The organism is Actinoplanes couchii (assembly GCF_016862075.1).
In the GTDB taxonomy this organism is placed as follows: domain Bacteria; phylum Actinomycetota; class Actinomycetes; order Mycobacteriales; family Micromonosporaceae; genus Actinoplanes; species Actinoplanes couchii.
This window is the reverse complement of record NZ_BOMG01000071.1, coordinates 1-25,339: the sequence shown is the minus strand read 5'-3', so window position 1 is coordinate 25,339 and position 25,339 is coordinate 1. Positions and strand designations below refer to the sequence as shown.

Annotated in this window: 21 protein-coding genes; 16 read left to right on the top strand and 5 right to left on the bottom strand. The window is 70.9% G+C overall.

The window, feature by feature from the left end:
- The first annotated feature begins 11 nt into the window (after positions 1-11).
- On the top strand, positions 12-2,174 hold the full coding sequence (locus tag Aco03nite_RS28285; RefSeq protein ID WP_203799880.1) for an NACHT domain-containing protein: 2,163 nt from the start codon (positions 12-14) through the stop codon (positions 2,172-2,174).
- Here Aco03nite_RS28285 and Aco03nite_RS28280 read toward each other — a convergent pair.
- Entirely contained in the window at positions 2,161-2,388 is a 228-nt protein-coding gene (locus tag Aco03nite_RS28280) for a zinc-ribbon domain-containing protein (RefSeq protein WP_203799878.1), read from the bottom strand. The two genes, Aco03nite_RS28285 and Aco03nite_RS28280, sit on opposite strands and share 14 nt — an antisense overlap.
- Positions 2,389-2,487: 99 nt before the next feature.
- On the opposite strand from Aco03nite_RS28280, the gene Aco03nite_RS28275 reads away from it, so the two are divergent.
- On the top strand, positions 2,488-4,392 hold the full coding sequence (locus Aco03nite_RS28275; protein WP_203799876.1) for a WD40 repeat domain-containing protein: 1,905 nt from the start codon (positions 2,488-2,490) through the stop codon (positions 4,390-4,392).
- 76 nt (positions 4,393-4,468) lie between these two features.
- Here Aco03nite_RS28275 and Aco03nite_RS28270 read toward each other — a convergent pair whose 3' ends face one another.
- The gene (locus Aco03nite_RS28270) at positions 4,469-5,494 is read right to left on the bottom strand and encodes a lipid II:glycine glycyltransferase FemX (RefSeq protein ID WP_203799874.1); all 1,026 of its coding nucleotides are present in this window, start codon (positions 5,492-5,494) and stop codon (positions 4,469-4,471) included.
- Positions 5,495-5,700: 206 nt separating this feature from the next.
- Here Aco03nite_RS28270 and Aco03nite_RS28265 point away from each other — a divergent pair, with 206 nt between their 5' ends.
- From Aco03nite_RS28265 to Aco03nite_RS28220, 10 genes are read left to right on the top strand one after another with little or no spacing between them, the layout of a single operon-like run.
- On the top strand, positions 5,701-6,465 hold the full coding sequence (locus tag Aco03nite_RS28265; protein ID WP_203799871.1) for a polysaccharide deacetylase family protein: 765 nt from the start codon (positions 5,701-5,703) through the stop codon (positions 6,463-6,465).
- The gene (locus Aco03nite_RS28260) at positions 6,458-7,573 is read left to right on the top strand and encodes an aminotransferase class I/II-fold pyridoxal phosphate-dependent enzyme (protein WP_203799867.1); all 1,116 of its coding nucleotides are present in this window, start codon (positions 6,458-6,460) and stop codon (positions 7,571-7,573) included. The genes Aco03nite_RS28265 and Aco03nite_RS28260 overlap by 8 nt, the downstream gene beginning before the upstream one ends.
- Positions 7,574-7,575: 2 nt before the next feature.
- Positions 7,576-8,805: a glycosyltransferase family 4 protein gene (locus Aco03nite_RS28255; protein ID WP_203799864.1), complete on the top strand. Its 1,230-nt coding sequence runs from the start codon at positions 7,576-7,578 to the stop codon at positions 8,803-8,805.
- A gap of 26 nt (positions 8,806-8,831) precedes the next feature.
- Positions 8,832-10,391, top strand: coding sequence for a tyrosine-protein kinase domain-containing protein (locus tag Aco03nite_RS28250; RefSeq protein ID WP_203799861.1), 1,560 nt, complete (start codon positions 8,832-8,834; stop codon positions 10,389-10,391).
- A complete protein-coding gene (locus Aco03nite_RS28245; RefSeq protein ID WP_239145496.1) occupies positions 10,384-11,673 on the top strand; it encodes a lipopolysaccharide biosynthesis protein in 1,290 nt (429 codons plus the stop codon). Before Aco03nite_RS28250 ends, Aco03nite_RS28245 begins: the two co-directional genes overlap by 8 nt.
- Positions 11,670-12,854, top strand: coding sequence for an O-antigen ligase family protein (locus tag Aco03nite_RS28240; RefSeq protein ID WP_203799846.1), 1,185 nt, complete (start codon positions 11,670-11,672; stop codon positions 12,852-12,854). Before Aco03nite_RS28245 ends, Aco03nite_RS28240 begins: the two co-directional genes overlap by 4 nt.
- A complete protein-coding gene (locus tag Aco03nite_RS28235) occupies positions 12,851-13,978 on the top strand; it encodes a hypothetical protein (protein WP_203799841.1) in 1,128 nt (375 codons plus the stop codon). The genes Aco03nite_RS28240 and Aco03nite_RS28235 overlap by 4 nt, the downstream gene beginning before the upstream one ends.
- A gap of 21 nt (positions 13,979-13,999) precedes the next feature.
- Positions 14,000-15,010 carry a GNAT family N-acetyltransferase gene (locus Aco03nite_RS28230; protein WP_203799838.1) on the top strand — a complete coding sequence of 337 codons (1,011 nt, stop codon included), beginning with the start codon at positions 14,000-14,002 and terminating at the stop codon, positions 15,008-15,010.
- Positions 15,011-15,019: 9 nt separating this feature from the next.
- On the top strand, positions 15,020-16,249 hold the full coding sequence (locus Aco03nite_RS28225; RefSeq protein ID WP_203799835.1) for an FAD-dependent monooxygenase: 1,230 nt from the start codon (positions 15,020-15,022) through the stop codon (positions 16,247-16,249).
- Between the two features lie 15 nt (positions 16,250-16,264).
- The gene (locus Aco03nite_RS28220; RefSeq protein ID WP_203799832.1) at positions 16,265-17,278 is read left to right on the top strand and encodes a GNAT family N-acetyltransferase; all 1,014 of its coding nucleotides are present in this window, start codon (positions 16,265-16,267) and stop codon (positions 17,276-17,278) included.
- Here Aco03nite_RS28220 and Aco03nite_RS28215 read toward each other — a convergent pair.
- A complete protein-coding gene (locus Aco03nite_RS28215; RefSeq protein WP_203799830.1) occupies positions 17,269-17,619 on the bottom strand; it encodes a MerR family transcriptional regulator in 351 nt (116 codons plus the stop codon). The two genes, Aco03nite_RS28220 and Aco03nite_RS28215, sit on opposite strands and share 10 nt — an antisense overlap.
- A 63-nt stretch (positions 17,620-17,682) precedes the next feature.
- On the opposite strand from Aco03nite_RS28215, the gene Aco03nite_RS28210 reads away from it, so the two are divergent.
- The 4 genes from Aco03nite_RS28210 to Aco03nite_RS28195 all read left to right on the top strand — a co-directional run bounded on the left by Aco03nite_RS28210 (position 17,683) and on the right by Aco03nite_RS28195 (position 23,882).
- Complete coding sequence (locus tag Aco03nite_RS28210) at positions 17,683-18,702, top strand: oxidoreductase (protein ID WP_203799829.1); 1,020 nt, start codon at positions 17,683-17,685, stop codon at positions 18,700-18,702.
- A gap of 9 nt (positions 18,703-18,711) precedes the next feature.
- Positions 18,712-20,373 carry a serine/threonine-protein kinase gene (locus Aco03nite_RS28205; RefSeq protein ID WP_203799828.1) on the top strand — a complete coding sequence of 554 codons (1,662 nt, stop codon included), beginning with the start codon at positions 18,712-18,714 and terminating at the stop codon, positions 20,371-20,373.
- Complete coding sequence (locus tag Aco03nite_RS28200; RefSeq protein ID WP_203799827.1) at positions 20,370-22,037, top strand: serine/threonine-protein kinase; 1,668 nt, start codon at positions 20,370-20,372, stop codon at positions 22,035-22,037. Before Aco03nite_RS28205 ends, Aco03nite_RS28200 begins: the two co-directional genes overlap by 4 nt.
- A 141-nt stretch (positions 22,038-22,178) precedes the next feature.
- Complete coding sequence (locus Aco03nite_RS28195; protein ID WP_239145495.1) at positions 22,179-23,882, top strand: serine/threonine protein kinase; 1,704 nt, start codon at positions 22,179-22,181, stop codon at positions 23,880-23,882.
- 276 nt (positions 23,883-24,158) lie between these two features.
- Here the strand turns inward: Aco03nite_RS28195 and Aco03nite_RS28190 are convergent, their stop codons facing one another.
- Positions 24,159-24,533: a transcriptional regulator gene (locus Aco03nite_RS28190; protein ID WP_203799826.1), complete on the bottom strand. Its 375-nt coding sequence runs from the start codon at positions 24,531-24,533 to the stop codon at positions 24,159-24,161.
- Positions 24,530-24,973 carry a hypothetical protein gene (locus Aco03nite_RS28185; protein ID WP_203799825.1) on the bottom strand — a complete coding sequence of 148 codons (444 nt, stop codon included), beginning with the start codon at positions 24,971-24,973 and terminating at the stop codon, positions 24,530-24,532. The genes Aco03nite_RS28190 and Aco03nite_RS28185 overlap by 4 nt, the downstream gene beginning before the upstream one ends.
- Positions 24,974-25,339 lie beyond the last annotated feature (366 nt).

Sequence of the window (25,339 nt, the reverse complement as noted above, 5' to 3'; positions counted from 1 at the left end):
ATCATAGGCAAATGCAAAGACTCGCCGAGAAGTGGCGATCTATACCCGTCGTCGCTGGTAGCTGCACACTTTTGATCTCCACCATCTTCATCTATCTGTATTTGACCGACCACTCCGAGAAACGACTGGAAAATGCCGATCAACGCGCCAGCGTGGCCGCGCTGATCATTTCCGTCATCGGTCTTCTGGTCACCGCGGTGACTGCTCGACAGAGCCGTCGGCCGCTGGCTTCCGAGCACCGTCAGTTACTCACCGCTGCCGTCGCGGAACTCGGCGACCTCGTCGCCCAGCAGTGGAACCACGAGGCCCGGATCCGCGGCCTGGCCCAACCCGACCCGCTGCGGGTGAGCTGGGCCTCCACCGGCCGCGAGGTGTCCGCCTCCGCGGCGGACGTGCTCGGACCCGCTTGGACCGCCGGCCGGGCCACCCGGCTCAAGCTGCACGGCGATGTCACCGAGGTTGCCGCCGCTCTCCGCGGTCTCCCGGCCCGGCGGCTGGTGGTGATCGGGGCGCCCGGCGCGGGCAAGACCTCCCTGGCCGTCCTGCTGGTCCGCGAACTGCTCGCCGGCCGCAAGCCGGACGAACCGGTACCGGTGCTGCTCAGCCTCTCCATGTGGCATCCCGAGGAGCAGAGCCTCCAGGACTGGCTGATCAGGGAGATCACCGGCGCCTATCCCCCGCTGGCGTCGGAAGAGCACTTCGGTCCCGGTGCGGTGTCCCGCCTGCTCGCCTCCGGCCTGGTCGTCCCGGTGCTGGACGGCCTGGACGAGGTCACCCGTGACCAGATCCCGCTCGCGGTGACCCGGCTGAACAACTACCTGTCGGAGAGCCGCCCGATCGTGGTCACCTGCCGCGCCGAGGAGTACCAGGAGATCATCGGCCAGGTCGGGGCGGTGCTGGCCCGGGCCGCGGTCGTCGAACTGGAGCCGGTCACCCACGCCGAAGCCGCCGGATACCTGCCCGCCGGTCAGGGCGAACGTGGCCGCCACCGCTGGGAACCGGTCACCCGGCACCTGACCGAGCACCCGCACGGGCCGCTCGCCCGGGTGTTCTCCACCCCGCTGATGGTCCACCTGGCCCGGGTCGTCTACCGCGAACCCGGCACCGATCCGTCCGATCTGCTGCGCACCGACCCGGACACGCTCGAACAGCACCTGCTGACCGGTTACGTGCCGGCTCTCTACGCCCACACCGACGGCGACCCGCCCCGGCGGCGGCCCTGTTCGCCGGAGGACGCCCAGCGCTGGCTGGCGTTCCTCGCCGGCCACCTGAGCCGCCACCGAACCCGCGAGCTGACCTGGTGGCAACTGACCCACACCGTCCCCGGCGGGTACCGTCGGCGGGTCGTCGCCGGTATCACGCTGGTGGCCACCTTCGCGCTTCTCGCGTTCGGGCTCTCCCCGGCCCGGCTCTGGGGGGTCGCCGCGCTCGCCCTCCTTCTCGGCCCGGTCATCGGCATCGTCATGGGCCTTTCCGACGGGCAGCCGTCCCGGGTCCACCTCCGCCCGTCGTCGTTCCTCCGTGGGTTCGCCGTCGGCAGCGGCTTCGCTCTCCTGGCTGCCCCGCTGATCCTGCTCATCCTGCTGGTCAACCTGATCAGCGCCTCGTCCACCGGCACCGGCCTGCTGCAGACCGCGGTGGAGATCGCCATAGTCACCGTCGGCATCCAGCTCGGCCTCTGCCTGATCGGCGGGGTCCTGGCCGGAACGGTGGGCTTCCTCGTCGAGGGCATCGGCATCACCGCCGACCCCGGCCGCCCGGCCGGATCACGGGCGTCGTTGCGAGCCGATCGCGCGGCTTTCCTGGTGACCACGGCAATCGCCACCGGCGCCGTCGGGGTGACCTGGTTCCTGGTGCTCACTCTGTTGAACCAGGCGTCCGATTCGCTGCCGGCCAGCCCGCTGGGGGTGGCGGTGCAGTGGGCTCTGCTGCTCGGACCGCTGATCGGGCTGACCAGTGGCGCCGGCTCGGCGTGGCTCCGCTTCACCTGGGCCCGCCTGTGGCTGGTCAGCCACGGCTTGGCCCCCTGGCGTGTCCTGGACTTCCTCGACGACGCCCACGATCGTGGGGTGCTGCGCCGGGCCGGCCCCGCCTACCAATTCCGGCACGTCCGGTTACAGGGCGCCCTGGCCCTGCGTGAGACGACCGCCCGGCGGCCCGTCAGGCGACGCTGAGGAGGTGGGGGTCGGCCTTGCGGAAGCCCTGGCAGTGGCCGCACACCATGTAGTAGGAGCTCGGCTTCACCGGGAACAGTGGGATGAAGAAGAGTGTGAACTTCGTGGTGCGTTTGAGGATCTGCTGGGGGGCCTGCCAACCGCAGACCTCGCAGTTCATCACCCGCGTACCGGCCAGGTGGTCCTTGCTCCGGACCCCGAACAACAGAAACATCGCCGTGCCTCCCTCTCCCTGTTCCAGGATCCCATTCCCGCACCAGCCCGGCTCGAACCCGGGCGTCCGCGGCCACCTGACAGATGTTTTGATCTTGCGATGACCGAGGGGAACGGCGTCATCGGGTACGGGTCGGCAGCATTCCGGAGCAGCGGCGGGATGGGCCGGCCCGCCGCCGGGACGGACGGGCGGACGATTCTGAACGTCGGGTACGGGCGGCTCGACCTGATCGACGCCACCACCGGCGAGGTCACCGCGGGGCCGCCGGCCCGGACGGTGGCCGTGCACGGTGACGTCGTGGCGATGGCCACCGTGGACCGGCCGGAGACGATCGTGCTGCTCGGGCTGCCGGGGCTCACCCCGGTGGACGAGTTCGGCGCGGGTGGCCCGGTCTCCCGGATCGCCCTGGGTGGCGCGACGGTCGCGGCGCTGACCGCGGAACCGCACGCCCTGGCGCTGGTCGTGGACGGTGTCACCCGCCGGATCGACCTGCCGGCGAAGGGGACGGACCTGGTGGTGTCCGCCGACGGAACGCTCGCCGTGGTCGGCACCGACAAGGGCCGCAGCGGGAACGTGCTGGTCGTGGACGTGGCGTCCGGGACGGTCCGGCACACCCTGACCGGGCCGCGCGCACCGGTCACCGCGGTGCTGATCTCCGCCGGCAACGACATGATCGTGGCGGCGGCCGGTCCCCGGGTGTTCGGGTGGCGGCTGGACACGGCGAAGCCGAAGGCCACCGCCCTGTGGGTCACCCCGGAGAAGACGGACCGGGGCACGTCGCTGGCCGGGTTCACCCCGTCGGGGCGGCTGATCGTCGTCGCGGAGCAGGCGGCGATCGCCTCGGTCGACCCGGTGACCGGCGCCGCCGACTGGCAGATCCCGGCGTACGGCCCGGCGCTGGTGCACGGCGACCGCATCCTGTCCTCCCGGTTCCACGACTGCCGGGAACTGGACCCGGCGACCGGCGCGGTGGTGCACACCTGGACGCACCGGGGGTACGTGAACGCCCTGTCGGCGGTCGGCGACACCATCGTCGGCAGTGGCCGCGACTCCCGCCCGATGCTGTTCCGGCGGGGTGCGACCGGGGTTCCCGAGCTGGGCGACGGCCACTCCCGGCCGGTCCTCGGTGTCGCGTTCGACGGTGACCGGTTCGCCACGACGAGCGCCGACGGACGGGCCTGCGTCTGGCGGCGCGGCGACCCGTCGCCGCTGTTCAGCACCCTGTTCGCCGATATGCCGGGGATCGCCCGCCAGCACGGTGTCGCCCTCGACGGCGACACGCTGTTCGTCGGCGACCGTGACCGCCTGCTGCGCTTCGACACGACCCGGGAGGCGGGGCCGGCGGCCCGCAGCGAACCGCTGGACGGCGACGTCATCGCGGTCGTGGCGCTGCCCGATCGGGGTGAGGTGCTGGCCGCCTGTTCGAAGGGCTACCGCAACGGCATGCTCTACCGCCTCGACGCCCGGACGCTCGAGGTCCGCGCCAAGGCGAAGGCGGCCCGGACGTTCCGGGCCTGGTTCGCGTACACGCCGGGGTCGGCGACCGTCGATCTGCGCTGGGAGAGCGGCTTCCGGAACCACGAGATCAAAAGATTCAAGGACGTCGGCGGGTACGAGTACCCGGCCCCGCGCCCGGCCGTGTACATCACCCCGGACCACGCACTGGTGGTGCACGTGGACAACCACCGGGACTCCACCACCCTGCGGATCAGTGACATCGCCGCGCGGGCCCGCCGGCACGAAGACATCGTCATCCCGCTGGTGCGGGGCGAGTCGTGCATGTCGTCCGGCGGCCTGCTGACCACCGGGCACGCCGACGCGATCCGGCTGTGGGATCTACGGGCCGGCACGCTCGCCCACGAGGTGCCGGTGGACACCGCCCCGGACTGGTCCTCGGTGCTGCGCTGGACGCCCGGCGAGACGTCGATCCTGATCACCCAGGCGTCCGGCGGGATGTGGGAGGTGCCGGTCCCGGCCGGTATTCCCGGCGCCGGCGGAGAGTGAGAGGAACGGACCGCGGAATCCGGCCGGACGACGCGGTGGTCCGCGAGACGATGACCGGGTCGCTGGACGCCGTCGACTACGACACCGTCGACCTCGGAGCACCGGCGGAGAACCGGGCCACCGTGCGCTGGCGGAGGGCGAAACCGTGTTTGGCGGCGTCGCGCAGGTGGGCGACGATCGGTGAGCGGGAACGGCGGGCCCAGGGGACGGCGACCTCGGTGGTGCCGTACTTCTGTTTGTAACTGTTGCCGCCGACGAAGTCGAACTCGGTGACGCCGTGCTCCCGGGCCCACCGCATCGCGTGCCAGATGAGTGCCTCGTTGGGGCGCAGGTGCTGGTGTTCGCGGTAGCTGGCGCCGCCCCAGAAGTACATGGTCCGGTGGTACCAGGGCAGCACCGCGGTGGCGATGCACCGGCCGTCGCCGTCCCGGGCCCGCAGGAGCAGCAGCCTCCCGGCGGGCCCGAGGTGACGGATCAACGACCGAACCCTTTCCACCGAATACGTGGGTACGAGATTCTGTTTGGCGAATACGTCCCGTAATTGGTCGTAGAAATCGTCGGCGAATGTGAGATCGGTACTCGTCTGTTCGATGACGACACCGGACTTCTCAGCTTTCCGGATGTTCCGCCGGCAGGCACTCGCCATGGCGCCGAGGAGAGTGTCCTCGTCCGGATTCAGGTCGATCACCGCGGTCGGCGCGGGTTCCCAGCGCAGCCCGAGTCCGCCCAGATCGGCGGCGGTCAGCCCACGGTCGCGGATCTCCAGGTGGGCGGCGCCGGCGTCGTGGAAGGCGAACGGCATCAGCGCCTGCAGGGCGGCCCGCCGGGAGATCTCCGGCCGGAGGGTGAAGCCCGGGTAGGACGTGGTCCAGCCGGCCATCGGGCTGCCCAGGATCCGCATGCCGAACCGCCTGCTCAGCAGGCCGGTGAAGTGCCCGACGACCTGACCCGAGTCGGTCACCGTGGCGAGCAGGGGCTCGGCCCGCTGGCACTCGGCCACGAAGTTCAGCCACTCGGGTGTGTGGAAGATCAGCCGGTCCGGGTACGTCGCGCGCTCGGCCCAGAGGGCGGCGGCCGGCTCGACCCGGTGCAGTCGCAGCATGAGGGTTCCCCGATCGGAATATGGGCCGCTGAGCCGATGATGCTCAACTGTGGACGCATTCCGCAAGAAGCCGTTCGGCTACATTTTAATTGAAGTGAATAAAACTCGCATTCCTTATGACAATTGCTACTCCCGGACCCGGCACGCATTTGCGAGGGTTGGTGAGAACCACGTGGACTGTTCTCTAGCGGGAGGGTGCCGGTCGCATGCAGACGGCGATCAAACGACGCCTGAACGAGTTGGGCCTGCGCAGCCGCCTGCGCGCCAGGCCCCGGTTGCAGGGCCGCATCCTGGCGCCGGCCGGCCTGCGCAAGCGGCTGCCCAGCACGCCGGGCCTCTACTTCCCCTTCTACCACGACGTGCCCGCCGAGTACGCCGGTGACCTGCGCCGGCATCTGCGCGCGCTGCTGCGGATCGGCCCGATGGTCACCTGGGACGAGTCGCTGCGCTACCTGTCCGGGGAGAACACGCTCACCGGGCCGGTCTTCTGTCTGTCCTTCGACGACGCCCACCCGACCTGGCGGGACGTGGCCGCGCCGGTGCTGCTGGAGATGAAGGTCCCGGCGATGTTCTTCCTGACCTCCGGCATGGTCGGGCAGCCCGGGAATCTGTCCTGGCAGGACTGCCGGGACCTGGTGTCGTCCGGGTTCCACTTCGGTTCGCACACCATCACCCACCACCGGCTCGCCGACCAGGACGACGACGAGGCGGCGCGGGAGATCACCGGCTCGAAACACGAGATCGAGGACGAGCTGGGGGTGGAGATCAAGGACTTCGCCGCGCCGTACGGGCATCCCGCCGTGGATTTCCGCGAACGCGACGTCCGGGTGGCCGCCGAGGCGGGTTATCGCAGCTTCTCCACCACCCTGCGGGCAGCGATGCACGCGGGTGACTCCCCGATGTGGATCCGCCGGCAGGGTCTGCACCCGGCCTGGCCGATCATGGCCGTGAGGACGCGGGTACATGACTGACACACGCATCTGGCTCTCCCCACCGGACGTCAGCGATCTGGAACGCAAGCTGCTGCTGAAGGCGTTCGACTCGAACTGGGTGGCCCCGGTCGGCCCGGATCTGGACGCGTTCGAGGCGCAGGTGGCCGAGCTGGTCGGTGTCCGGCACGCGGTGGCGCTGAGCAGCGGGACGGCAGCCCTGCACCTGGCCCTGATCGGGGCCGGGGTGCGGCGCGGCGACACCGTGCTGGTGCCGTCGTTCACGTTCGCCGCGACCGCGAACGCGGTGGTCTACCTGGGCGCCCGTCCGGTCTTCGTGGACAGCACCCCGGAGAGCTGGAACATCGACCCGGATCTGGTGGCCGAGGAGCTGCGGGTCCGGGCCGAGCAGGGCCGGCTGCCGCGGGCGGTGATCGCGGTCGACATGTACGGCCAGTGTGCCGACTACGACCGCCTGCTGGCCGCTTGCGACAGGTACGGGGTGCCGCTGATCGAGGACGCCGCGGAGGCTCTCGGCGCGACGTACCGCGATCGGCCGGCCGGGTCGTTCGGGCTGGCCGGGGTGCTGTCCTTCAACGGCAACAAGATCATCACCACCGGGGGCGGCGGGATGCTCGTCACCGACGACGGGCGGATCGCCAAGCAGGCCCGGCACCTGTCCACCCAGGCCCGCGAGCCGGTGCCGCACTACGAGCACCGGACCATCGGCTACAACTACCGGCTGAGCAACCTGCTCGCCGCCGTCGGCCGGGGCCAGGTGCAGCGGCTGCCGGAGATGATCGCGGCCCGGACCGCCACGTTCGAGTACTACCGGGCCGAGCTGAGCGGTGTCGAGTTCATGCCGATCGCCGGGTACGGCACCCCCAACCACTGGCTGACCTGTGTGCTCGCCTCCGACGAGAAGCAGCGCGACCGGATCCTCGGGGTGCTGAACGGCCGGGACATCGAGGCCCGCCCGGCGTGGAAGCCGATGCACCTGCAGCCGGTCTTCCAGGACTGTGTGATGCGCGGTGGCGAGGTCGCCGCCGACGTCTTCCGCCGGGGTGTCTGCCTGCCCAGCGGTTCCGCCCTCAGCGAGCACGACCGGTCCCGGGTCGTGGACGCGGTCCGTGCCGCGCTGGAGGCCTGAGCATGCGGATCGTCTACATCCACCAGTACTACTGCAACCCGGGCATGGCCGGCGGGATCCGCTCGTACGAGCAGGCCCGCCGCCTGGTCGCCCGCGGGCACACGGTCGACGTGATCACCACCGACATCACCCCGGGCGCCCGGGAGCTGGGCTGGCGCACCACCGTCGACGACGGGATCACCGTGCACTGGTTCCGGGTGCCGTACAACAACAACATGTCGTTCGCCCGGCGCATCCGGGCGTTCGCCGAGTTCATGGTGGTGGCCGCCGCGAAAGCCGCCCGGTTGCGGGCCGACCTGGTCTTCGCCACCAGCACCCCGCTGACCGTGGCGGTGCCCGGGGTGATCGCCGCGAAGCTGCGCCGGGTGCCGTTCGTCTTCGAGGTCCGCGACCTGTGGCCCGAGGTGCCGATCGAGATGGGCGCGCTGCGCAACCCGGTGCTGCGCGGGGTCGCCGGCGGGCTGGCGAACTGGGCCTACCGCAACGCCAGCGAGGTGATCGCCCTCTCCCCCGGGATGGCCGACGGGGTCGTCGCGCGCCGGCCGGGCACCCCGACCACGGTCATCCCGAACGCCGCCGATCTGGAGCTGTTCGCCGTCGACCCGGAGCGGGTGCGCGCCTTCCGGGCCGGGCACGACTGGCTCGGCGACCGCCCGCTGCTCGTCTACACCGGCGCCCTGGGTGTGGTGAACGGCGTGGAGTACCTGGTCCGGGCCATGCACACCGCCTCCCTGGTCGATCCGGACCTGCGGTTCCTGATCGTCGGGCACGGCAAGGAGTGGGAACCGACAAAAGCGCTCGCGGCCAAGCTGGGCATAAAAGACAAAGTGGTGCACATGAGGGAGAAGGTTCCCAAATCGGAGCTGCCGGTGATCCTCGGCGCGGCCACCATGTCCAGCAGCACGGTCCGGCCGATCCCCGGGCTCTGGAACAACTCGGCCAACAAGTTCTTCGACGCCCTGGCCGCGTCCCGGCCGATCGCCATCAACCACGGCGGCTGGATGGCCGACCTGCTCACCGAGACCGGCGCGGGCCTGGTGCTGGACCCGGAGGACACCGAGAAGGCCGGCGCCGAACTGGCCGTCCACCTGCGTGACGAGCAGTGGCTGCAGCAGGCCCGCGACGCGGCGCACCGGCTGGCCGTCGAGCGGTTCTCCCGCGACCTGCTGTTCGAGAGGTTCGAAGCCGTCCTGCACCGGGCGGCACCCGCCAATCAGCCTGCCCGGCTGTAGAGAACAACGAAACGGGGACAGTCAGCGTGGAACTCCGTGCCTACGTGCGGGCCTGCCGGCGCCGATGGCTCTGGCTCGTGGCGCCCGTCCTGGTGGCGGTCGCCGTCGCGGCCGCGATCACCATGGCCGGTGCGCCCGGGCACAAATCGTCGATGGTGCTGTTCGTCAGCTCCGGCAACAGTGATCCGGACGCCGGGGCGCGGCGGCTCAACTCGTACATCGCCCTGCTCACCGGTCCTCGGGTGGCGCAGGCGGTGGTCGACCGGATGGGCCCGGAGATCACGCCCGAGCAGGTGCAGCTGAGCCTGTCCGCGCAGATCCGGGAGGGCACCGACCTGCTGGAGATCGCCGCGACCGACCAGTCCGCCGAACGCAGCCGGCAGATCGTCACCACCGCCGCGTCGGTGCTGGTCGGCCTGGCCCGGCAGATCGGCGCCCCGGCCAGCCCGCAGGACGGCCCGGCGCCGCAGATCTCGATCGTCCAGGACGCCGTCACCAAGGACGAACCGAACAACCTGGCCCGCAACGGGGGTTTCGCGGCCGTGCTGGGGTTGCTCCTCGGCGCGGTCGCGGTGGCGGGCCGGGAGGTCGGGGCGCGCACCGTCGCCGAGGAGGACGACCTGCGCCGGCTCGGGCTGGACACGGTCGGCACCATCTCGATCGGCGGGCGGAACCGCACCGGGAACCCGGATCAGGCACTGGCCGAGGCGTTCCGGCGCCTGCGCAGCCTGCTGCCGGTGCTCGCCGATCCGGTCGCCGTGCAGAGCGCCCCGACCCGTCGCGGCCGGTCGCTGCTGCTCACCGGGGCCAGCCGTAAGGAGGGCACCACCGCGGTGACGTGTGGTCTGGCGATAGCGATGGCCGAGACCGGGGCCCGGGTGGCGCTCGTCGACGCGAACATGCGCACCCCCGGGATCGGCAGGTACCTGTCCCTGGACAGCGCGCCCGGCCTGGCCGAGGTGCTCGCCGGGACGGCCCGGGTGCCGGACGTGCTGCAGGACTCGCTGGGCGGCCGGGTGACCGTGCTGCCGGCCGGGGAGGACGCGCCCGACCCGGGTGAGCTGCTGGCGTCACCCCGGTTGTCGGCGACGGTACGGACCCTGACCGAGCGCTACGACATCGTGCTGGTGGACGCTCCGGCCCTGCACGGCGCCGCCGACGCGGCGGTGCTCAGCCAGGTGACCGACGGCGCGCTGCTCGTGGTCCGGGCCGGGCGTACCCGTACCGCAGATGTGGAAAAGTCTCTTGACCTGTTGAAACGAGTCGGGGCCAAGCTGGCCGGCGCGGTGTTGAACGCCCTGCCGCGCAAACTGCCGGCCGACGGCTCGTGGCAGGGGCGGGCCGAGGTCACCGGGGCGGACAGCCCGGATCTGGTGTTCGGTCTGGACCCGACCCAGTCGCCGCGGATGGACGACACGTTCGTCTCGTTGCCGCCGGTCGGCACCGCCCGCGGCCGGGCCCGGGTCGCCGACCAGGAGATCGAGGCCTCCGGCAAGGACCCTGACAAACCGGACGAGCGGGTTCCGGCACAGCGCAGCGGCGACAAGAAGGACGAGAAGGACGAGGAGCAGCAGCGCAGTGAGTGAACTGCGGGTCGAGAGCCCCACCACGTCGGAGGACGGCCCACGCCGGGGCGATCCGGTCGCCCTTGTCGGAAAGGTGTTACGCGAGCCGTCGGTGCAGCTGCTGGCCTCCCAGATCCTCACCGGTGGCGTGGCGATGGCCGCGAACATCCTGATGGTCCGGTCGCTGACCCCGACGAACCGGGGTGAGGTCGCGCTGATGCTGCAGGTGGTGTACCTGGCCACCCAGCTGCTCCTGCTGGGGACCGAGCGCAGTTTCGTGGCGAGCTACCACAACGTGTCGCCGGCTCCGGCGGTGCGCGCCTACGCCCGGCTGCTGGCCGTACCGACGCTGGTGTTCCTGGGGGGCGCGGTGGTCTGGCAGCTGGTCGCGCCGGGCCGGCTCACCCCGGGCCCGCTGATCGTCGCGATGATCGCCTGGTTCGCGCTGATCGAGGCGACCAGTCTGGCCACCCGGTCGATCGCGATCGCGGTGGGCCGGGTCCGGGACTTCATGATGGCCCGGGTGATCGAGGCGCTGCTGCTGCTCGGCATGCTGGTCGGGCTGTACGTCACCGAGGCGCACCACCCGGAGATGTGGTTCCTGGCGTACGTGATCGCCGGTGCCACCCCGACCGTCATCTATCTGTGGATCTGGCTGCGGCTGCCGGTCGTCGAGGGCGCCGTGCCGCTGGACGCCGACGAGAACCGGCGGGTCCGTAAGGAGGGACTGTCGCTGTTCCCGGCGGCACTGTCCAACATGGCGATGCTGCGGGTGGACCGCCTGGTCATCCCGGCGCTGGCGTCGACCGCGGCGCTCGGCCACTACACGTCGGTGGCGACGATGACCGAGTTGCTGGCCTGGCCGATCCGGGCGTACGCCGACTCCCGGCTGGGCAAGTGGCGGGCCGCGCACCAGGACGGTGGTCTGCGGGCCGGCCCGATCGTGGTGATGGCGGCGATGTACGTGCTGGTCATGGTCCCGATGGTGGCCGGCGGGCTGCACCTGCTGATCGAGCCGCTGTTCGGCCACGAGTACGCGGACGCCAAGGTCGTGGTGCTGCCGCTGGTGGTGGCGGCCGGGCTGTACGCGGTGTCCCGGGTCAGCCTGGGCCTGCTGATCGCGAAGGGCCACGGCGGGCTGGTGTCGGCCGCCGAGATCGCCGGTTTCGTGGTCAGCTTCGCTGCCTATGTGCTGCTCATCCCGAAGCACGGCATCCTCGGCGCGGCCTGGGGTTCCCTCGCCGGGTACGGCGCCTGCCTGGTGTTCGCGATGGTGGCCAGCCGGATCGTGGGCCGCCGATGAAGGCGCCCGGGCTGCTGCTGATCCTGGTGGCGATCGGCGGGCGGTACACCCTGGACCGGGCCGGGCTGCTCGAACTGGCCTGGGTGGACCTGCGGGTGATCGGCCTGATCGTCGCGCTGGTGGCGCTGGCTCTCGCGTTGACGAACGGCACTCCCCAAAAAAGACGAGACGAGGGCTGGCTCCTGGCCGCCCTGCTCTTCTTCGTCTACCAGATCTCCTCGGCGCTCTGGGCCCCGCCCGCGGCCCGGGTCGGCCCGCAGGTCCTCGACCTGGTGCTGCTGATCGTCCTGGTGCTGGCGTTCTACCTGTACGCGATGAACGACCCGGAGACGGTCGTCCGGTTCACCTTCCAGCTGCTGTTCGTCACCGCGATCGTCTACGCCCTGGCGGCCATCTTCATCAGCGGCCCGGGTGAGCAGGGCCGGTACTCGGCGTTCGGTGGCGGCCCCAACGTGTTCGCCCGGATCGAGGTGCTCGGGGTGATCGCCGCGGTCGCCCTGTTCATGCTGACCGGGCGGAAGCTGCCGCTGCTGGTGATCCCGCTCTTCCTGCTGGCCACGGTGCTGTCCGGGTCGCGGGGCACGCTGGTGGCCGGCGGGGTGGTGGCCGGGGCGGCGTTGCTGAAGCTGCGCCGGCGGCTGAGCGCCACGGCGATCGCGGCGACCGGCGCGGTGGCGGTGATCGCGGTCGGGGTGATCTGGGCGCTGGCCCCGCCCGAGTTCACCGATCTCTTCCAGGAGAGATTCGTTGAGCAGACCGTGCAGGAACAATATCTCTCCGGGCGCACCGACATCTGGATGGCCGCCCTTCGCATGTTCGCCGACTACCCGATCGAGGGCGCCGGGCTGGACGGGTTCTACGGGCTGATCGGCGTCAACCAGGCCGTCGAGTACCCGCACAACTATCTGCTCGCGGTCGCCGCCGAGGGCGGGCTGGGCGGGCTGGGCCTGATGACCGCGTCGATCGTGCTGTGGACCCGGATCGTCCGTGGTGGCGGGGCCCGCCCGCAGCTCACCGGGATGGCCGTGGCGGCGACCGTGTTCGTGGCACTGAGCAGCCTGTTCTCCGGTGACTACTACGACTCGCGGCTGGCCTGGATGTTCGCGGCAATGGCCGCGGCGGCGGCGCTGGTGCCGGTGGCCACCCCGGTGACGGTGAAGCAACCGGTGATGGCCCGATGAAGCGCCGGGTGATCCTGGCCGCCGGGCTGGGCGGGGTGACGGTGGCCGGGGCCTTCGGGCTGCACGCCGTCCTGGCCGGTGACGACGAGCCGGAGTGGCTGGAGCCGGTGCCGGCCGCGCCTCCCGCGGTGGCCGACGCCTCGAAGATCAAACCGGTGACGTACTGGACCAACGTCTTCATGAAGAGCTGGGACTACGCCTACGGCAACGCGACGCCGCTGAGCACGTCCAAGGACAGCCGGGACCACTACGACCTGGCCTACGACGTGGACGCGTGCACGGCCATGTTCCGGGCCACCGGCCAGCACCGGTTCCTGGACCGGGCGCTGGTCTGGATGGAGAACACGGTGGCCGCCTCGGCGCCGTCGGCCCAGCTGAAGAACAGCTCGTTCCAGGACGGGTACGCCGGGTGGGCGTCGAGCAAGGCCGGCGGGGGCGGCGACGAGGTGCCGCTCTACGAGAGCTATCTCTGGCGGTACGGCACCAGCCTGCTCGTGGCCATGCAGGACATGACCGATTCCGGTTACCAGGAACGCTATCGGAAGCTGCTCGCGTTCGCCGAGACGAACCTCTTCGACAAGTGGTACGCCCGCGACCCGGAGAGCAGCATGTACCGCGAGCGCACGCACATGTCGTCGCACTGGGCGCTGATCGCGATGAACCTCGCCCATCTCACCGCCGACCAGGGCCGCAAGTCGCGCTGCAACAAGGTCGTCGACCACATCAGCAGCCAGTTGCGACGGCAGCTGCGGCGCAACCCGGTCGAGCCGACGGCCTGGTTCTGGAGCGACGTCTGGGGGTCGGCGAAACGGCCCGGCCAGGACGTCGGCCACGGCAACGCGGTGATCACGTACGTCGCCGAGGCCCGGGACCGCAACCAGGGCTGGTCGGCGGCGGACATGGCCGCCTTCGGCACCCTGCTCACCAAGGTCATCTGGCCGGGCGGGACGACCTACCACGCCTATGTGGACGGGACCGGCGAGGACAACGGCTGGTGGTCCGACGGTTTCGTCAAGCTGGGCCGCTACGACCCGGCCGTCCAACTACGGCTGGAGAAACACCAGGTGGTGAACGATCAGTTCGCCGCGAACATGGCGCTCAACGCTCGCCTGTTACGAGCCTGAACGTCGAAGGGAGCGCACATCATGACGGCAACGCTGCTGGAACCGGCGGCACGCGAGTGGAAGGAGACGCTCCAGCACGTCGGTCACGACATGTACCACGTGCCGGACTACGTCGTCCTCGACGCCCGGCTCTACGGCGGCACACCTGCCGCGTTCCATTTCGAGCGGGAGGGGCGGCGGTTGCTGATCCCGCTCATCCTGCGGGACATCCCGGATTCGGACCTCAAGGACGCGATTTCGCCGTACGGCTACCCGGGCCCGGTCAGTTCATCGTCGGATCCGGCGTTCTGGTCCGCCGCCTGCGCCGCGTTGACGGAGACGCTGCGCGAGGCCGGCGTCGTCTCGGCGTTCGTCCGGCTCCATCCGCTGCTGCCGGCCCCGGTTCTGCGGGAGTACGGGAAGCTCGTGTACCACGGCGAGACCGTCTCGATGGACCTGACCGTCTCCGAGGACGAGATGTGGAAGCAGACCCGCGCCGACCACCGCAACCACATCAACCGGGCCAAACGTGCCGGCACCGAGATCGTCTTCGACGACTGGGACCGTCTCGGCGAGTGGGTCGAGGTCTACCACGACAACATGCGGCGGGTCGGCGCCACCTCGTACTACTTCTTCACCCGGGAACACCTGGAAGCCCTGCACGACGCGGTCGGTGACCGGATGCACCTGGTCGTGGCGCTCGAGGACGGGGAGGTGGTCGGGGGCAACACCTTCTTCTCGTACGACGGGATCGCGACCGGTTATGTCTCCTCCACCCGGAGGGCGCCGAAACGGTACGCCGACGAGCTGCTCTACGACTCGGTCCGCCGGTGGTGCAAACAGCGGGGCGACCGGGTGTTCCACCTCGGTGGCGGCAAGGGTGGCGCGAACGACTCGCTCTTCTCGTACAAGGCCGGCTTCTCGATCGGCCGCAACCCGTTCCACACCTGGCGGGTGATCGCCGACCCGGCCGCCTACGAGCGGCTGGTGCGCGAGCGCCGCCCGGAGGCCGATCCGGCCGACCTGACCACCACCTTCCCGGCCTACCGATAGGAGCCCGCCATGCGGATCACCTGCGTCGGCGGCGGTCCCGCCGGCCTGTACTTCGCCACCCTCGCGAAACTCGCGAACCCCGGACACCAGGTCACCGTGCTGGAACGCAACCCGTCCGGGGTCACCTGGGGCTGGGGGGTGGTGTTCTGGGACGACCTGCTCGACGACCTGTTCCGGTACGACCCGGTCAGCGCGCAGCGGATCTGGGACGCCGCCTACAAGTGGGACGAGTACGAGGTCCGGGCCACCGGCAAACCCACCACCCACCTGGCCGGGTACGGCTTCAGCATGGGCCGGCACCGGCTGCTGGAGATCCTCGGCGAACGGGCCGCCGAGCTGGGTGTCGACATCCGGTACTCCGACGAGCTGACCGATCCCGCCGCGCTGCCCGAGTCCGACCTGATCGTGGCCTGCGACGGGGCGCGCAGCCGGATCCGCGAGGAGCACACCGAGCACTTCGGCGCCGAGGTGGAGATCGCGAGGAACAAGTACATCTGGCTGGGCACGCCGAAGGTGTTCGACACGTTCACCTTCGGCTTCGAGGAGACCGAGGCCGGCTGGGTGTGGTTCCACGCCTACCCGTTCAACGGCACCACCAGCACGTTCATCGTCGAGTGCACGCCTGCCACGTGGGAGGCGCTGGGGTTCGGCACGCTCGGCGCCGAGGCCGGCTGCGCCCGGCTGCAGAGCATCTTCGCCGCGCATCTGGACGGCGCCCCGCTGGTCGACCACCGGGCCGAGGTCGGCGGCACCGGCTGGCTCAACTTCCGGCGGGTCACCGCGCAGCGCTGGGACCACGGCAACGTGGTGCTGATGGGCGACTCGGCGCACACCACCCACTTCGCGATCGGTTCCGGCACCAAACTGGCGCTGCAGGATGCGATGGCACTGGCCGACGCGATCGCCGCCGGGGACGATCTGCCGGTGGCCCTGGAACGGTACGAGCACCGGCGCAAGGCCGCGCTGGCCCCGTTGCAGCGGGCGGCGCGGGCCAGCAGCGGCTGGTTCGAGCGGATGCCCGACTACGCCGGGCTGCCCGCCCGGCGGTTCTCCTACGCGCTGTCCAACCGGCGCGGCGAATACCCGACGTGGCGCTACCTGCTGCACCTGTCGACGCAGAGCTCCGTCCCCCGCGCACTGCTGCGGTGGACGCTGAGCGCGCGGCGGTCGAGCCGGGCCCGGCGCCGTGAGACGACCGATTCCGTGGCGGCGGGCCGGGCGATACCCCATACGGCATGAACGAAGGGATGACCGATGGCCGAAGGCGCCCTGCTGGAACCCGGCGACCCGGCGTGGGCGGACGCGTTACGGCGCGTCCACCACGACGTCTACCACCTGCCGTCGTACGTGACACTCGACGCTCGTCTCTCCGGGGGCGAGCCGGTGGCGTTCCGCTACGACGAGATGGGCCAGGTCTTCCTGCTGCCACTGGTGTTACGGCCGGTACCGGGAACCGGGTTACGGGACGCCGTCTCCCCGTACGGATATCCCGGCCCGGTCAGTGACGTGCCCCCGTCCGACACCGGGTTCTGGAGCCGGGCGGTCCGGCACATGACCGCGCTGCTGCGCACCCACGACGTGATCACCGTCTTCGCCCGGCTGCATCCGCTGCTGCCGGTCTCCACCACGGCTCTCGCCGGCGCCGGGACCGTGGTGCACCACGGGGAGACGGTGTCGGTGGACCTCACGCTCAGCCCGGACCAGCTCTGGCAGGACACCCACCGCACCCACCGCAACCAGATCAACAAGGCGAAGCGGGCCGGGGTGCGGATCGTCTTCGACGACTGGGACCTGCTCGAACCCTGGGTGCGGACCTATCACGCGACGATGCGCCGGGTGCAGGCCACCGGGTTCTACTTCTTCGACCTCGCGCACTTCCGGGAGCTGCGGGCGGCGCTCGGTGCGCACGTGCACCTGGCCGCCGCGGTGCACGAGGGCGAGGTGCTGGGCGGGAACCTGTTCTTCGCCTACCGGCGGATCATGCAGACCCATCTGCAGTCCACCCGGGACGGCCAGATCTGGTGGGCCGACAAACTGCTCTACCACGAGGTACGCCGGTGGGGGCAGGACGCGGGCAACCTGGTGCACCACATCGGCGGCGGGCTCGGCGGGTCCGGTGACTCGCTGTTCCGGTACAAGGCGGCGTTCGCGGCCGGGCGGCAGGACTTCCACACCTGGCGGGCGGTCACCGATCCGATCGCGTTCGAGAAGCTCTCCGGCACGCCGACGGCGGAGATGATGAGCGGGCGGTTCCCGCCTTACCGCTGAGCCACGTCGTAGTCGCGCACCAGGCCGGCGAGGATGTCCCGGGTGCGGCGCAGGTCCTCCATCTGCGCCTCCACCCGGGTCAGCTCCTCGCCGAGCCGGGCGGCCAGCCACGGGGTGCGGGCGCTCGCGTCCGAGACACACGGCAGCACGTCCTTGATCGTGACGGTGGACAGGCCCGCGGTGAGCAGCGTCCTGATCAGGGCGACCCGTTCGATCGCGGTGTCGGGGTAGTGCCGTTGCCCACCCGTACCGCGGCTGCTGCTCAAAAGCCCTTGATCTTCGTAGTAACGCAGTGATCGCGCGCTGGCGCCGGTGGCCGCGCTGAGGTCCCCGATCCGCATCGATGTCTCTCTTTTCACAGAACGCTTGACCCTCACATCAGTGTCAAGTTTTAGCGTACCGCCATGACCTCTTCACTTCTCTCCCCCGTTTCCGTCGCCGGCCTGAAGCTCGCCAACCGTCTCGTGATGGCACCGATGACGCGGTTCCGGTCGCCCGGCGGGGTGCCGACCGCCGCGGTCGCCGATTACTACCGCAGGCGTGCGGAGAACGGGATCGGGTTGATCGTCACCGAGGGCACCCTGGTCGGGCATCCGACCGCGAGTCACGAGACGACCGTGCCGCGGATGACCGCGGGGGCCGCCGAAGCGGGCTGGCAGCAGGTCACCGGCGCGGTGCACGCGGCCGGCGGGCGGATCGCCACCCAGCTCTGGCACCTGGGCAGCGAGCGCAGCCCGGTCGACGGCATCGAGGCGTGGACCCCGTCCGGTGTCGGCGGGCACCCCATGACCACCGCCGAGATCGACGTGATCGTCGCGGCGTTCGGCGAGGCCGCCCGGGTCGCGGCGCGGGCCGGATTCGACGCGGTGGAGATCCACGCCGCGCACGGTTACCTGCTCGACGAGTTCCTCTGGCCGTCGACCAACCACCGGACCGATGCCTTCGGCGGTTCCCCGGCCCGGCGCGCGGCGTTCCCGGCCGAGGTGATCCGGGCGGTCCGTGGCGAGCTTCCGGTGATCGTCCGGTTCTCCCAGTTCAAGGAGCGTGACTACGACGCCCGGATCGCGTCGTCGCCGGCCGAGCTGGAGCAGATCCTGACCGTTCTCGCCGACGCCGGGGCCGACGTCTTCCACGCGTCGCAGCGCCGGTTCTGGGAGCCGGCCTTCCCCGGCTCCCCGCTGAACCTGGCCGGGTGGGCCCGCGAACTGACCGGGCGCCCGGCGATCACGGTCGGATCGGTGACGCTGACCCGGGACGTGCCGCGCCTCGACCGGCTGCTCGCCGGACTGGCCGACGGCGAGTACGACCTGGTCGCGCTGGGTCGCATCCTGCTCGGCAACCCGGCGTGGGGCCGCCTGCTGACCGAGGGGCGGCTGTCCGAGGTCCGCGACTTCGAGAAGTCGCATGAGGACGTCTACCACTAGAGTGCCCGGGTGACCTCTCGCCCGGGCCCCGCCACTCTGGGGCCTTACCAGCTGCTCCGGCTCCTCGGTGAGGGCGGCATGGGCGCCGTCCACCTCGCGCGCGACCCGTCCGGCACCCTCGTCGCGATCAAGGTGATCAAGGCCGAGCACGCCCGGGATCCCGGTTTCCGGGCGCGGTTCCGCAGCGAGGTCAACCGGGCACGGGAGGTGCCGCCGTTCTGCACCGCCGAGGTCCTCGACGCGGATCCCGACCACGAGACGCCGTACCTGGTCGTCGAGTACGTCGACGGGCCCAACCTGGGCGAGTTGATCCGTCAGCAGGGGCCGCTGCGCGGTGGCAGCCTGCACAGTGTCGCCGTCGGGGTGGCGTCCGCGCTGGTCGCGATCCACAGTGCCGGGATCGTGCACCGGGATCTGAAACCGGCCAACGTGCTGTTCTCGCTCGGCTCCCCCAAGGTGATCGACTTCGGGATCGCCAAGGCGCTCGAAGCCACCAGTCATCACACGCAGGGGCAGGAGGTGCTCGGCACGCTGTCGTACATGGCGCCGGAGCGGTTCGCCCCCGGCGCTGATCAGAATCTGACACCGGCCGCCGACGTCTTCGCCTGGGGCGCGATCGTGGCGTACGCCGCCAGCGGGCGGAACCCGTTCGCCGGTGACAATCCGGCCGCCACCGCCGGGCGGATCCTCACCCAGGCGCCGGACCTGACCGCGCTGCCGCCCTCGCTGGCCGGGATCGTGGAACGGGCGCTGGCCAAGGACCCCGCCCAGCGGCCCACCGCCCGGGACCTGCTCCTCGAACTGACCGCCGGGCCGCTTTCGGAGGACTCCACCGTTCGGCTCCGGGGTGCCGCCTCTCCCCTCCGGGGCGCCGCCTCTCGCCTCCGGGGTGCCGCCTCTCGCCTCCGGGGTGCCGCCTCGCACGGCACCGGGGGGCGGGTGATCGCGTCGGCGGCGGTCGCGGTGCTGCTCACGGTCGGTGGTGCGTTCGCCGGCAGCCGGCTCGGGCAGCGGAGCACGTCCACCACCGCGGCCGCGCCCTCGCCGTCCGTCCGGATCTCCACCGTCGCGCCCGGCCCCGTGCCCACGGCCACGCTGTCCGCCGGAGGGCTCTTCGACCCGCTGACCACGGCGGCCCTGTGGAAACCGTTCCGGAGCGACTCCGGCACCTGTGACTTCAGCGGTGGCCTGGTGGTCCGGACCGCGGCCGAGGTGGACTGCGACTCCGGGCCGTCCCGGGCGTTCAAAGGCGACACGCACATCGAGGTACGGGCCGAGATCAGTGCCGGGGCCTGCGCGTACGTCAAGTTCCGCTACGACGAGGCGGGGCAGAACGGTTATCACGTGATCGTCTGCGCCACCCACGTCTCGGTCCAGTTCCGCAACGACGGCCGGTTCGACCACGCCGACATCCGTAACTCCGACGAGGGCAACCTGCCGGAACTCGACATCGAGGAGAACGGCCCGCACCTGATCAAGGTCGACATCGTGCGCGGCGTCGCCAAGGTCACGGTGGCCGGCAAGCGGGTGCTCACCAGCGATCTGTCCCGTGGTCGCGAATCCGGGCCGCGGCACAAGAGCGGGCTGATCACTTTCGGCGCGTCGGCGTACAACATCCCGGCCGGTCAGGTCACCTTCCGCGATGCGCGCGTCACCGTCGATCAAGCATGACGGCCGTACCCACCTCGCTGGGGCCCTACCGGCTGCTCCGCCTTCTCGGTGAAGGCGGCATGGGCTCCGTCTGGCTCGGGCGCGACCCGTCCGGCACTCTCGTCGCCATCAAGGTGATCAAGGCCGAGCACGCCCGGGATCCCGGTTTCCGGGCCCGGTTCCGCAGCGAGGTCAACCGGGCCCGGGCGGTGCCCGCGTTCTGCACCGCCGAGGTCCTCGACGCGGACCCCGACCACGAGACGCCCTACCTGGTGGTCGAATACGTCGACGGGCCGAGCCTGCAGGAGGTCATCCGCGACCAGGGACCGCTGCGCGGCGGCAACCTGCACAGCGTCGCCGTCGGGGTGGCGTCCGCGCTGGTGGCGATCCACAGCGCGGGCATCGTGCACCGGGACCTGAAACCGGCCAACGTGCTGTTCGCCCTGGGCTCCCCCAAGGTGATCGACTTCGGGATCGCCAAGGCGCTCGAAGCCACCAGTCACCACACCCGGCCGCAGGAGATGGTCGGCACGCTCTCCTACATGGCGCCGGAGCGGCTGAACCCGGACACTGATCAGAATCTGACACCGGCCGCTGACATCTTCGCCTGGGGCGCGATCGTCGGGTTCGCCGCCACCGGCCGGAACCCGTTCGCCGCCGACAACCCGCTCGCCATTGCCGGCCGGATCCTCACCCAGCCGCCGAACCTGGACGGGCTGCCACCGACCCTGGCCGGGATCGTGGAACGGGCGCTGGCCAAGGACCCCGCCCAGCGGCCCACCGCCCGGGAACTGCTCCTCGAACTGACCGCTGGCCCTTCTTCGGAGGACTCCACCGTTCGGCTCCGGGGCGCCACCTCTCGGCTCCGGGGCCCCGCCTCTCAACTCCGGGATCCCGCCTCTCGGCTCCGGGGCGCCACCTCTCGACTCCGGGGCGCTGCCTCGAGCGCCACCCGGTGGCGGGTTGCCGGGGCTGCGGCCATCACCGCCGTGCTGCTCACCGCTGGTGGCGCCGTGGCCGGCACCCTGCTCAGCCGGTCCGCCGGTACGCCGGTGTCGGCCCCGTCCCCCGGACCGTTCCCCTCCTCGGCCGCGGCGGCGCCCCCGTCCGCCGCCGCCGTCAAGAACCTCGCCGATCCGCTGACCTCACCCGGCCTGTGGACCGCGTACGAGGACGTCGACGGCGGCTGCACCATCAACAAGGGCCTGGTGGTGTGGACCGAGTCGTTCTTCCGCTGCGACGCCGGGCCGGAACAGAACTTCGCCGGCGACATGACCATCGAGGTCCGGGCGAAGATGACCGCGGACACCTGCGCGATCATCTTCTTCCGTCTCAGCGCGGACGCCGAGGACGGCTACTACACGATGATCTGCGAGGACTACGTCGGCGTCCTCTTCCTCTACGACGGACTCCTGACCGGCTCGGCGTACGTCAACGTGGACGAGGGCACCCTCAAACGGCTCCGGCTCGCGGGCACCGGACTGCACCGGTTCCGGATGGACGTGACCGGGGCCAAGGCTGTCGTCACGGTCGACGGTAAGAAGAAACTGACCGCCGACCTGGTTCTGGAAGGTGAGAAGAGGCCGCGGAGCACCAGCGGGCGGGTGGCCCTGGGCGCCACCGGGCCGCTCCGGGATCCCGCTGGTGAGGTGACGTTCCGCGACTTCCGGCTCACCACGCCCTGACGCCCGGCGATCACCCGGGTCCACGCCTCCGGGACGGCGGTGTCCATGTGGTTCCGCGACTTCCGGCTCACCGTGCCCTGGCGGCCGGCGATCCCCGGGTCCACGCCTCCGGGACGGCGGTGTCCATGAGAGAGTGCCACGGTGAATTCTCTGGGCCGTTACGAGTTGCTCCGCCTTCTCGGCGAGGGCGGCATGGGCTCCGTCTGGCTCGGGCGCGACCCGTCCGGCACTCTCGTCGCCATCAAGGTGATCAAGGCCGAGCACGCGCGGGATCTCAACTTCCGGGCCCGGTTCCGCAGCGAGGTCAACCGGGCCCGGGCAGTGCCCGCGTTCTGCACCGCCGAAGTCCTCGACGCGGATCCCGACCACGAGACGCCCTACCTGGTCGTCGAGTACATCGACGGGCCCAGCCTCGCCGACGTGCTCCGGGACCAGGGGCCGCTGCGGGGCGGCAACCTACACAGTGTCGCCGTCGGGGTGGCGTCCGCGCTGGTCGCGATCCACAGCGCGGGCATCGTGCACCGCGACCTCAAACCGGCGAACGTGCTGTTCGCCCTCGGCTCCCCCAAAGTGATCGACTTCGGGATCGCCAAGGCGCTCGAAGCCACCAGTCACCACACCCGGCCGCAGGAGATGGTCGGCACCCTGTCGTACATGGCGCCGGAACGTTTCGGCGCCGACGCGGAACTGGCGCTGACGCCCGCCGCCGACATCTTCGCCTGGGGTGCGGTGGTCGCCTATGCCGCCACCGGCCGGAACCCGTTCTCGGCCGGCGACCCGGTCGCCACCGCGGGCCGCATCCTCACCCAGCCGCCGAACCTGGACGGACTGCCACCGTCCCTGGCCGGGATCGTGGAACGCGCCCTCGCCAAGGACCCCACGCAGCGGCCCACCGCCCAGGAGCTGCTACTGGAACTGACCGCCGCCCCGTCCGCCGACACCTCGCCGATCCCGGACGACCCCCACCAGGTAACCACGGTGGTACGTGATCTGCCGGGCCGCCCGGCCGCCGCGCAGCGCCGTGGCCGGTCCACCGCGCAGCACCCTGGCCAGTCCGCCGAGCAGCACCCTGGCCAGTCCGCGGCGCAGCGCCCTGGCCGGCCCCCCGAGCAGCGCCCTGGCCGGTGGCGCGTCGTCACGGCCGCTGCCGTCGGCGCCCTGCTGCTCACCGTCGCCGGGGCCTGGGTCGGCACGAGTCTGAGCGACAACGAGAAGAACGCCGTGCCGAGCGGGGCGGCCCCGTCGTCGGCGGTCCCGTCGTCGGCGGTCCGGCTGTCCGCGACGGAACTCTTCGACCCGCTGACCGGGCCGGCCCTGTGGAAGCCGTTCATCGACGAGAACAGCGGCGGCGTCTGCGACTTCGACGGCGGCCTGGTGATCCGGACCGAGTTCATGACCCAGTGCGAGGCCGGCCCCGAGCAGGCCTTCAAGGGCGACACCACCATCGAGGTCCACGCCGAGCTGGACAAGCAGGCGTGCGCGATGATCTGGTTCCGCCTGAGCCCCGAACGCGGCAACGGCTACATCGCGGGAGTCTGCTCGTACAACGTCTCGGTCAGCCACCTGAACGACGGCGTCCTGGACCAGTCGGACCAGCTGGTGGTCAGCGAGGGCACCATGTCCAAGCTGGACATCGAGGACAACGGCCCGCACGTGATCCGGGTGGAGGTGATCAACAACTTCGCGAAGATCTCGGTCGACGGCCGGACCATCCTGACCAGCGACCTGTCCCTGGGCAACGCGAAGGGCGCCCGCCACACGAAGGGCAAGGTGACCTTCGGAGCCTCCGGAGACGCCCCCACCTCAAAAGTGACCCTCCGAGACGCCCACGTGACGGTCTCCTGACCGAGCCCTCGCACCCGGACGCCGTGCCCTACCTCGACCCCCGGAAAGCCCGAAGCCGGCCCCTCCGAAAGCCCGAAGCCGGCCCCTCGGGAAACCCAGAGTCGGTCGTCCACCACCCGGACGCCGCATGGTCAGCAGAATCGCAAAAAGCCCAGACCAGCCGGGGCTGACGCCGGACGATCACGGAAAGCCCAGACCAGCCAGAGCTAACGCCGAGCGATCACGGAAAGCCCGAATCAGCCAGAGCTAACGCCGGACGATCACAGAAGGTCCAGATCAGCCGGGGCTGACGCCGGGCGCCGGGTCGGGCACCGCCTCGGGTGCCAGGGCGGGCGCCGACACCGGTGTCGGGTCGGGAACGTTGAGGGTGTCGCCCAGCATTGACCGTAGAGCCGCTGCGTGGTCGCTCAGGGCTCGGCGGCCGGTGCTGGTCAGGCGGGCCGTGGCTCGGCGGCCGGTGCGCCGGACCTCGACGTAACCCGCCTCCTGCAAGCTTGTCAGCTGTTTGCTCAGGGCCGAATCGCTCAGGCCGGTGGCCTCCCGCAGGTAGCTGAACTCGACGTGCACCGCCGGCACCAGCAGGGACACGATGGTCAGCCGGACCGGGAAGTGCAGCAGCTCGTTGAAACCGGATGGTCGGGCGCCGCTCATGACTCGGCCCGGGGCCTCGCGGCAGCCGCCTGAGCCCGGCCCAGGCCCACGACACCCACCAGGGCACCCGCCAGGCCGCCGATCGTGCTGTCGAACGGGACGTCGTAGAGCCGCATCACCGAACCGACCACGATCGCCGCGACCAGGATGGCCCCGATGACCAGCACCATCGGCCACGCCCGCAGAGCGCGCATCCGCAGGCGGACGCCGGTCACCCTGTCCAGCAAGATGGTCAGCCCGACGGTCACGGCGACCCCGGCCACGATCAGGGCGATCGCAGCCCAGCCGCTGAAGTCACCGCTGGCGAAGACGAGGGTCAGACCCGCCGCTGATCCCCAGGTGTGCCATGCCGGGATGCGGCGTGGGCTGCCCTGCCGCAGGGTCTGCTCGGTGCGCCGCTGCATCTCCGCGAGCGCCTTCGCGGCCTCGTCGACCTCCATGTCAACACCTTCCCCGTGGGCAACTGTTTCCTAAGAGGAAAGATACACCAACTCTTTCCTCAAAGGCAAGAATCAACGAGGCGCAACGAGCGCGAAAGCGGGCCCAGGGCAAGAGGACCAGGGCGCAAGGCGGACGGCGAGGCGGCGAGGCGGCGAGCGGTGAGGTGGCGAGGCGGTGAGGTGGAGGTTGGAGCGGCGGGGAAACGGAGGGCTGAGGCGCGGGCGCCGAAGGTGGGGCGGGCGCCGAGGGCGGGGCAGGCAAGAGGCGGGGCGTGAAGGGCGAGGGCCGAGGCGCGAGGGCCGAGGCGCGAGCGCCGAGGGCGGGGCACGGAGGGCGAAGGGCAAGGTGCGAACACCGAGGGCGCG

What these genes read in the sequence shown, in the direction of transcription:
- Aco03nite_RS28235 (WP_203799841.1), top strand. Translation starts at nt 12,851, where the DNA reads ATGAAGCGCCGGGTGATCCTGGCCGCCGGGCTGGGCGGGGTGACGGTG.
- Aco03nite_RS28190 (WP_203799826.1), bottom strand. Translation starts at nt 24,533, where the DNA reads ATGAGCGGCGCCCGACCATCCGGTTTCAACGAGCTGCTGCACTTCCCG.
- Aco03nite_RS28200 (WP_203799827.1), top strand. Translation starts at nt 20,370, where the DNA reads ATGACGGCCGTACCCACCTCGCTGGGGCCCTACCGGCTGCTCCGCCTT.
- Aco03nite_RS28265 (WP_203799871.1), top strand. Translation starts at nt 5,701, where the DNA reads ATGCAGACGGCGATCAAACGACGCCTGAACGAGTTGGGCCTGCGCAGC.
- Aco03nite_RS28230 (WP_203799838.1), top strand. Translation starts at nt 14,000, where the DNA reads ATGACGGCAACGCTGCTGGAACCGGCGGCACGCGAGTGGAAGGAGACG.
- Aco03nite_RS28185 (WP_203799825.1), bottom strand. Translation starts at nt 24,973, where the DNA reads ATGGAGGTCGACGAGGCCGCGAAGGCGCTCGCGGAGATGCAGCGGCGC.
- Aco03nite_RS28285 (WP_203799880.1), top strand. Translation starts at nt 12, where the DNA reads ATGCAAAGACTCGCCGAGAAGTGGCGATCTATACCCGTCGTCGCTGGT.
- Aco03nite_RS28220 (WP_203799832.1), top strand. Translation starts at nt 16,265, where the DNA reads ATGGCCGAAGGCGCCCTGCTGGAACCCGGCGACCCGGCGTGGGCGGAC.
- Aco03nite_RS28280 (WP_203799878.1), bottom strand. Translation starts at nt 2,388, where the DNA reads ATGTTTCTGTTGTTCGGGGTCCGGAGCAAGGACCACCTGGCCGGTACG.
- Aco03nite_RS28275 (WP_203799876.1), top strand. Translation starts at nt 2,488, where the DNA reads ATGACCGAGGGGAACGGCGTCATCGGGTACGGGTCGGCAGCATTCCGG.
- Aco03nite_RS28210 (WP_203799829.1), top strand. Translation starts at nt 17,683, where the DNA reads ATGACCTCTTCACTTCTCTCCCCCGTTTCCGTCGCCGGCCTGAAGCTC.
- Aco03nite_RS28240 (WP_203799846.1), top strand. Translation starts at nt 11,670, where the DNA reads ATGAAGGCGCCCGGGCTGCTGCTGATCCTGGTGGCGATCGGCGGGCGG.
- Aco03nite_RS28270 (WP_203799874.1), bottom strand. Translation starts at nt 5,494, where the DNA reads ATGCTGCGACTGCACCGGGTCGAGCCGGCCGCCGCCCTCTGGGCCGAG.
- Aco03nite_RS28225 (WP_203799835.1), top strand. Translation starts at nt 15,020, where the DNA reads ATGCGGATCACCTGCGTCGGCGGCGGTCCCGCCGGCCTGTACTTCGCC.
- Aco03nite_RS28260 (WP_203799867.1), top strand. Translation starts at nt 6,458, where the DNA reads ATGACTGACACACGCATCTGGCTCTCCCCACCGGACGTCAGCGATCTG.
- Aco03nite_RS28215 (WP_203799830.1), bottom strand. Translation starts at nt 17,619, where the DNA reads ATGCGGATCGGGGACCTCAGCGCGGCCACCGGCGCCAGCGCGCGATCA.
- Aco03nite_RS28255 (WP_203799864.1), top strand. Translation starts at nt 7,576, where the DNA reads ATGCGGATCGTCTACATCCACCAGTACTACTGCAACCCGGGCATGGCC.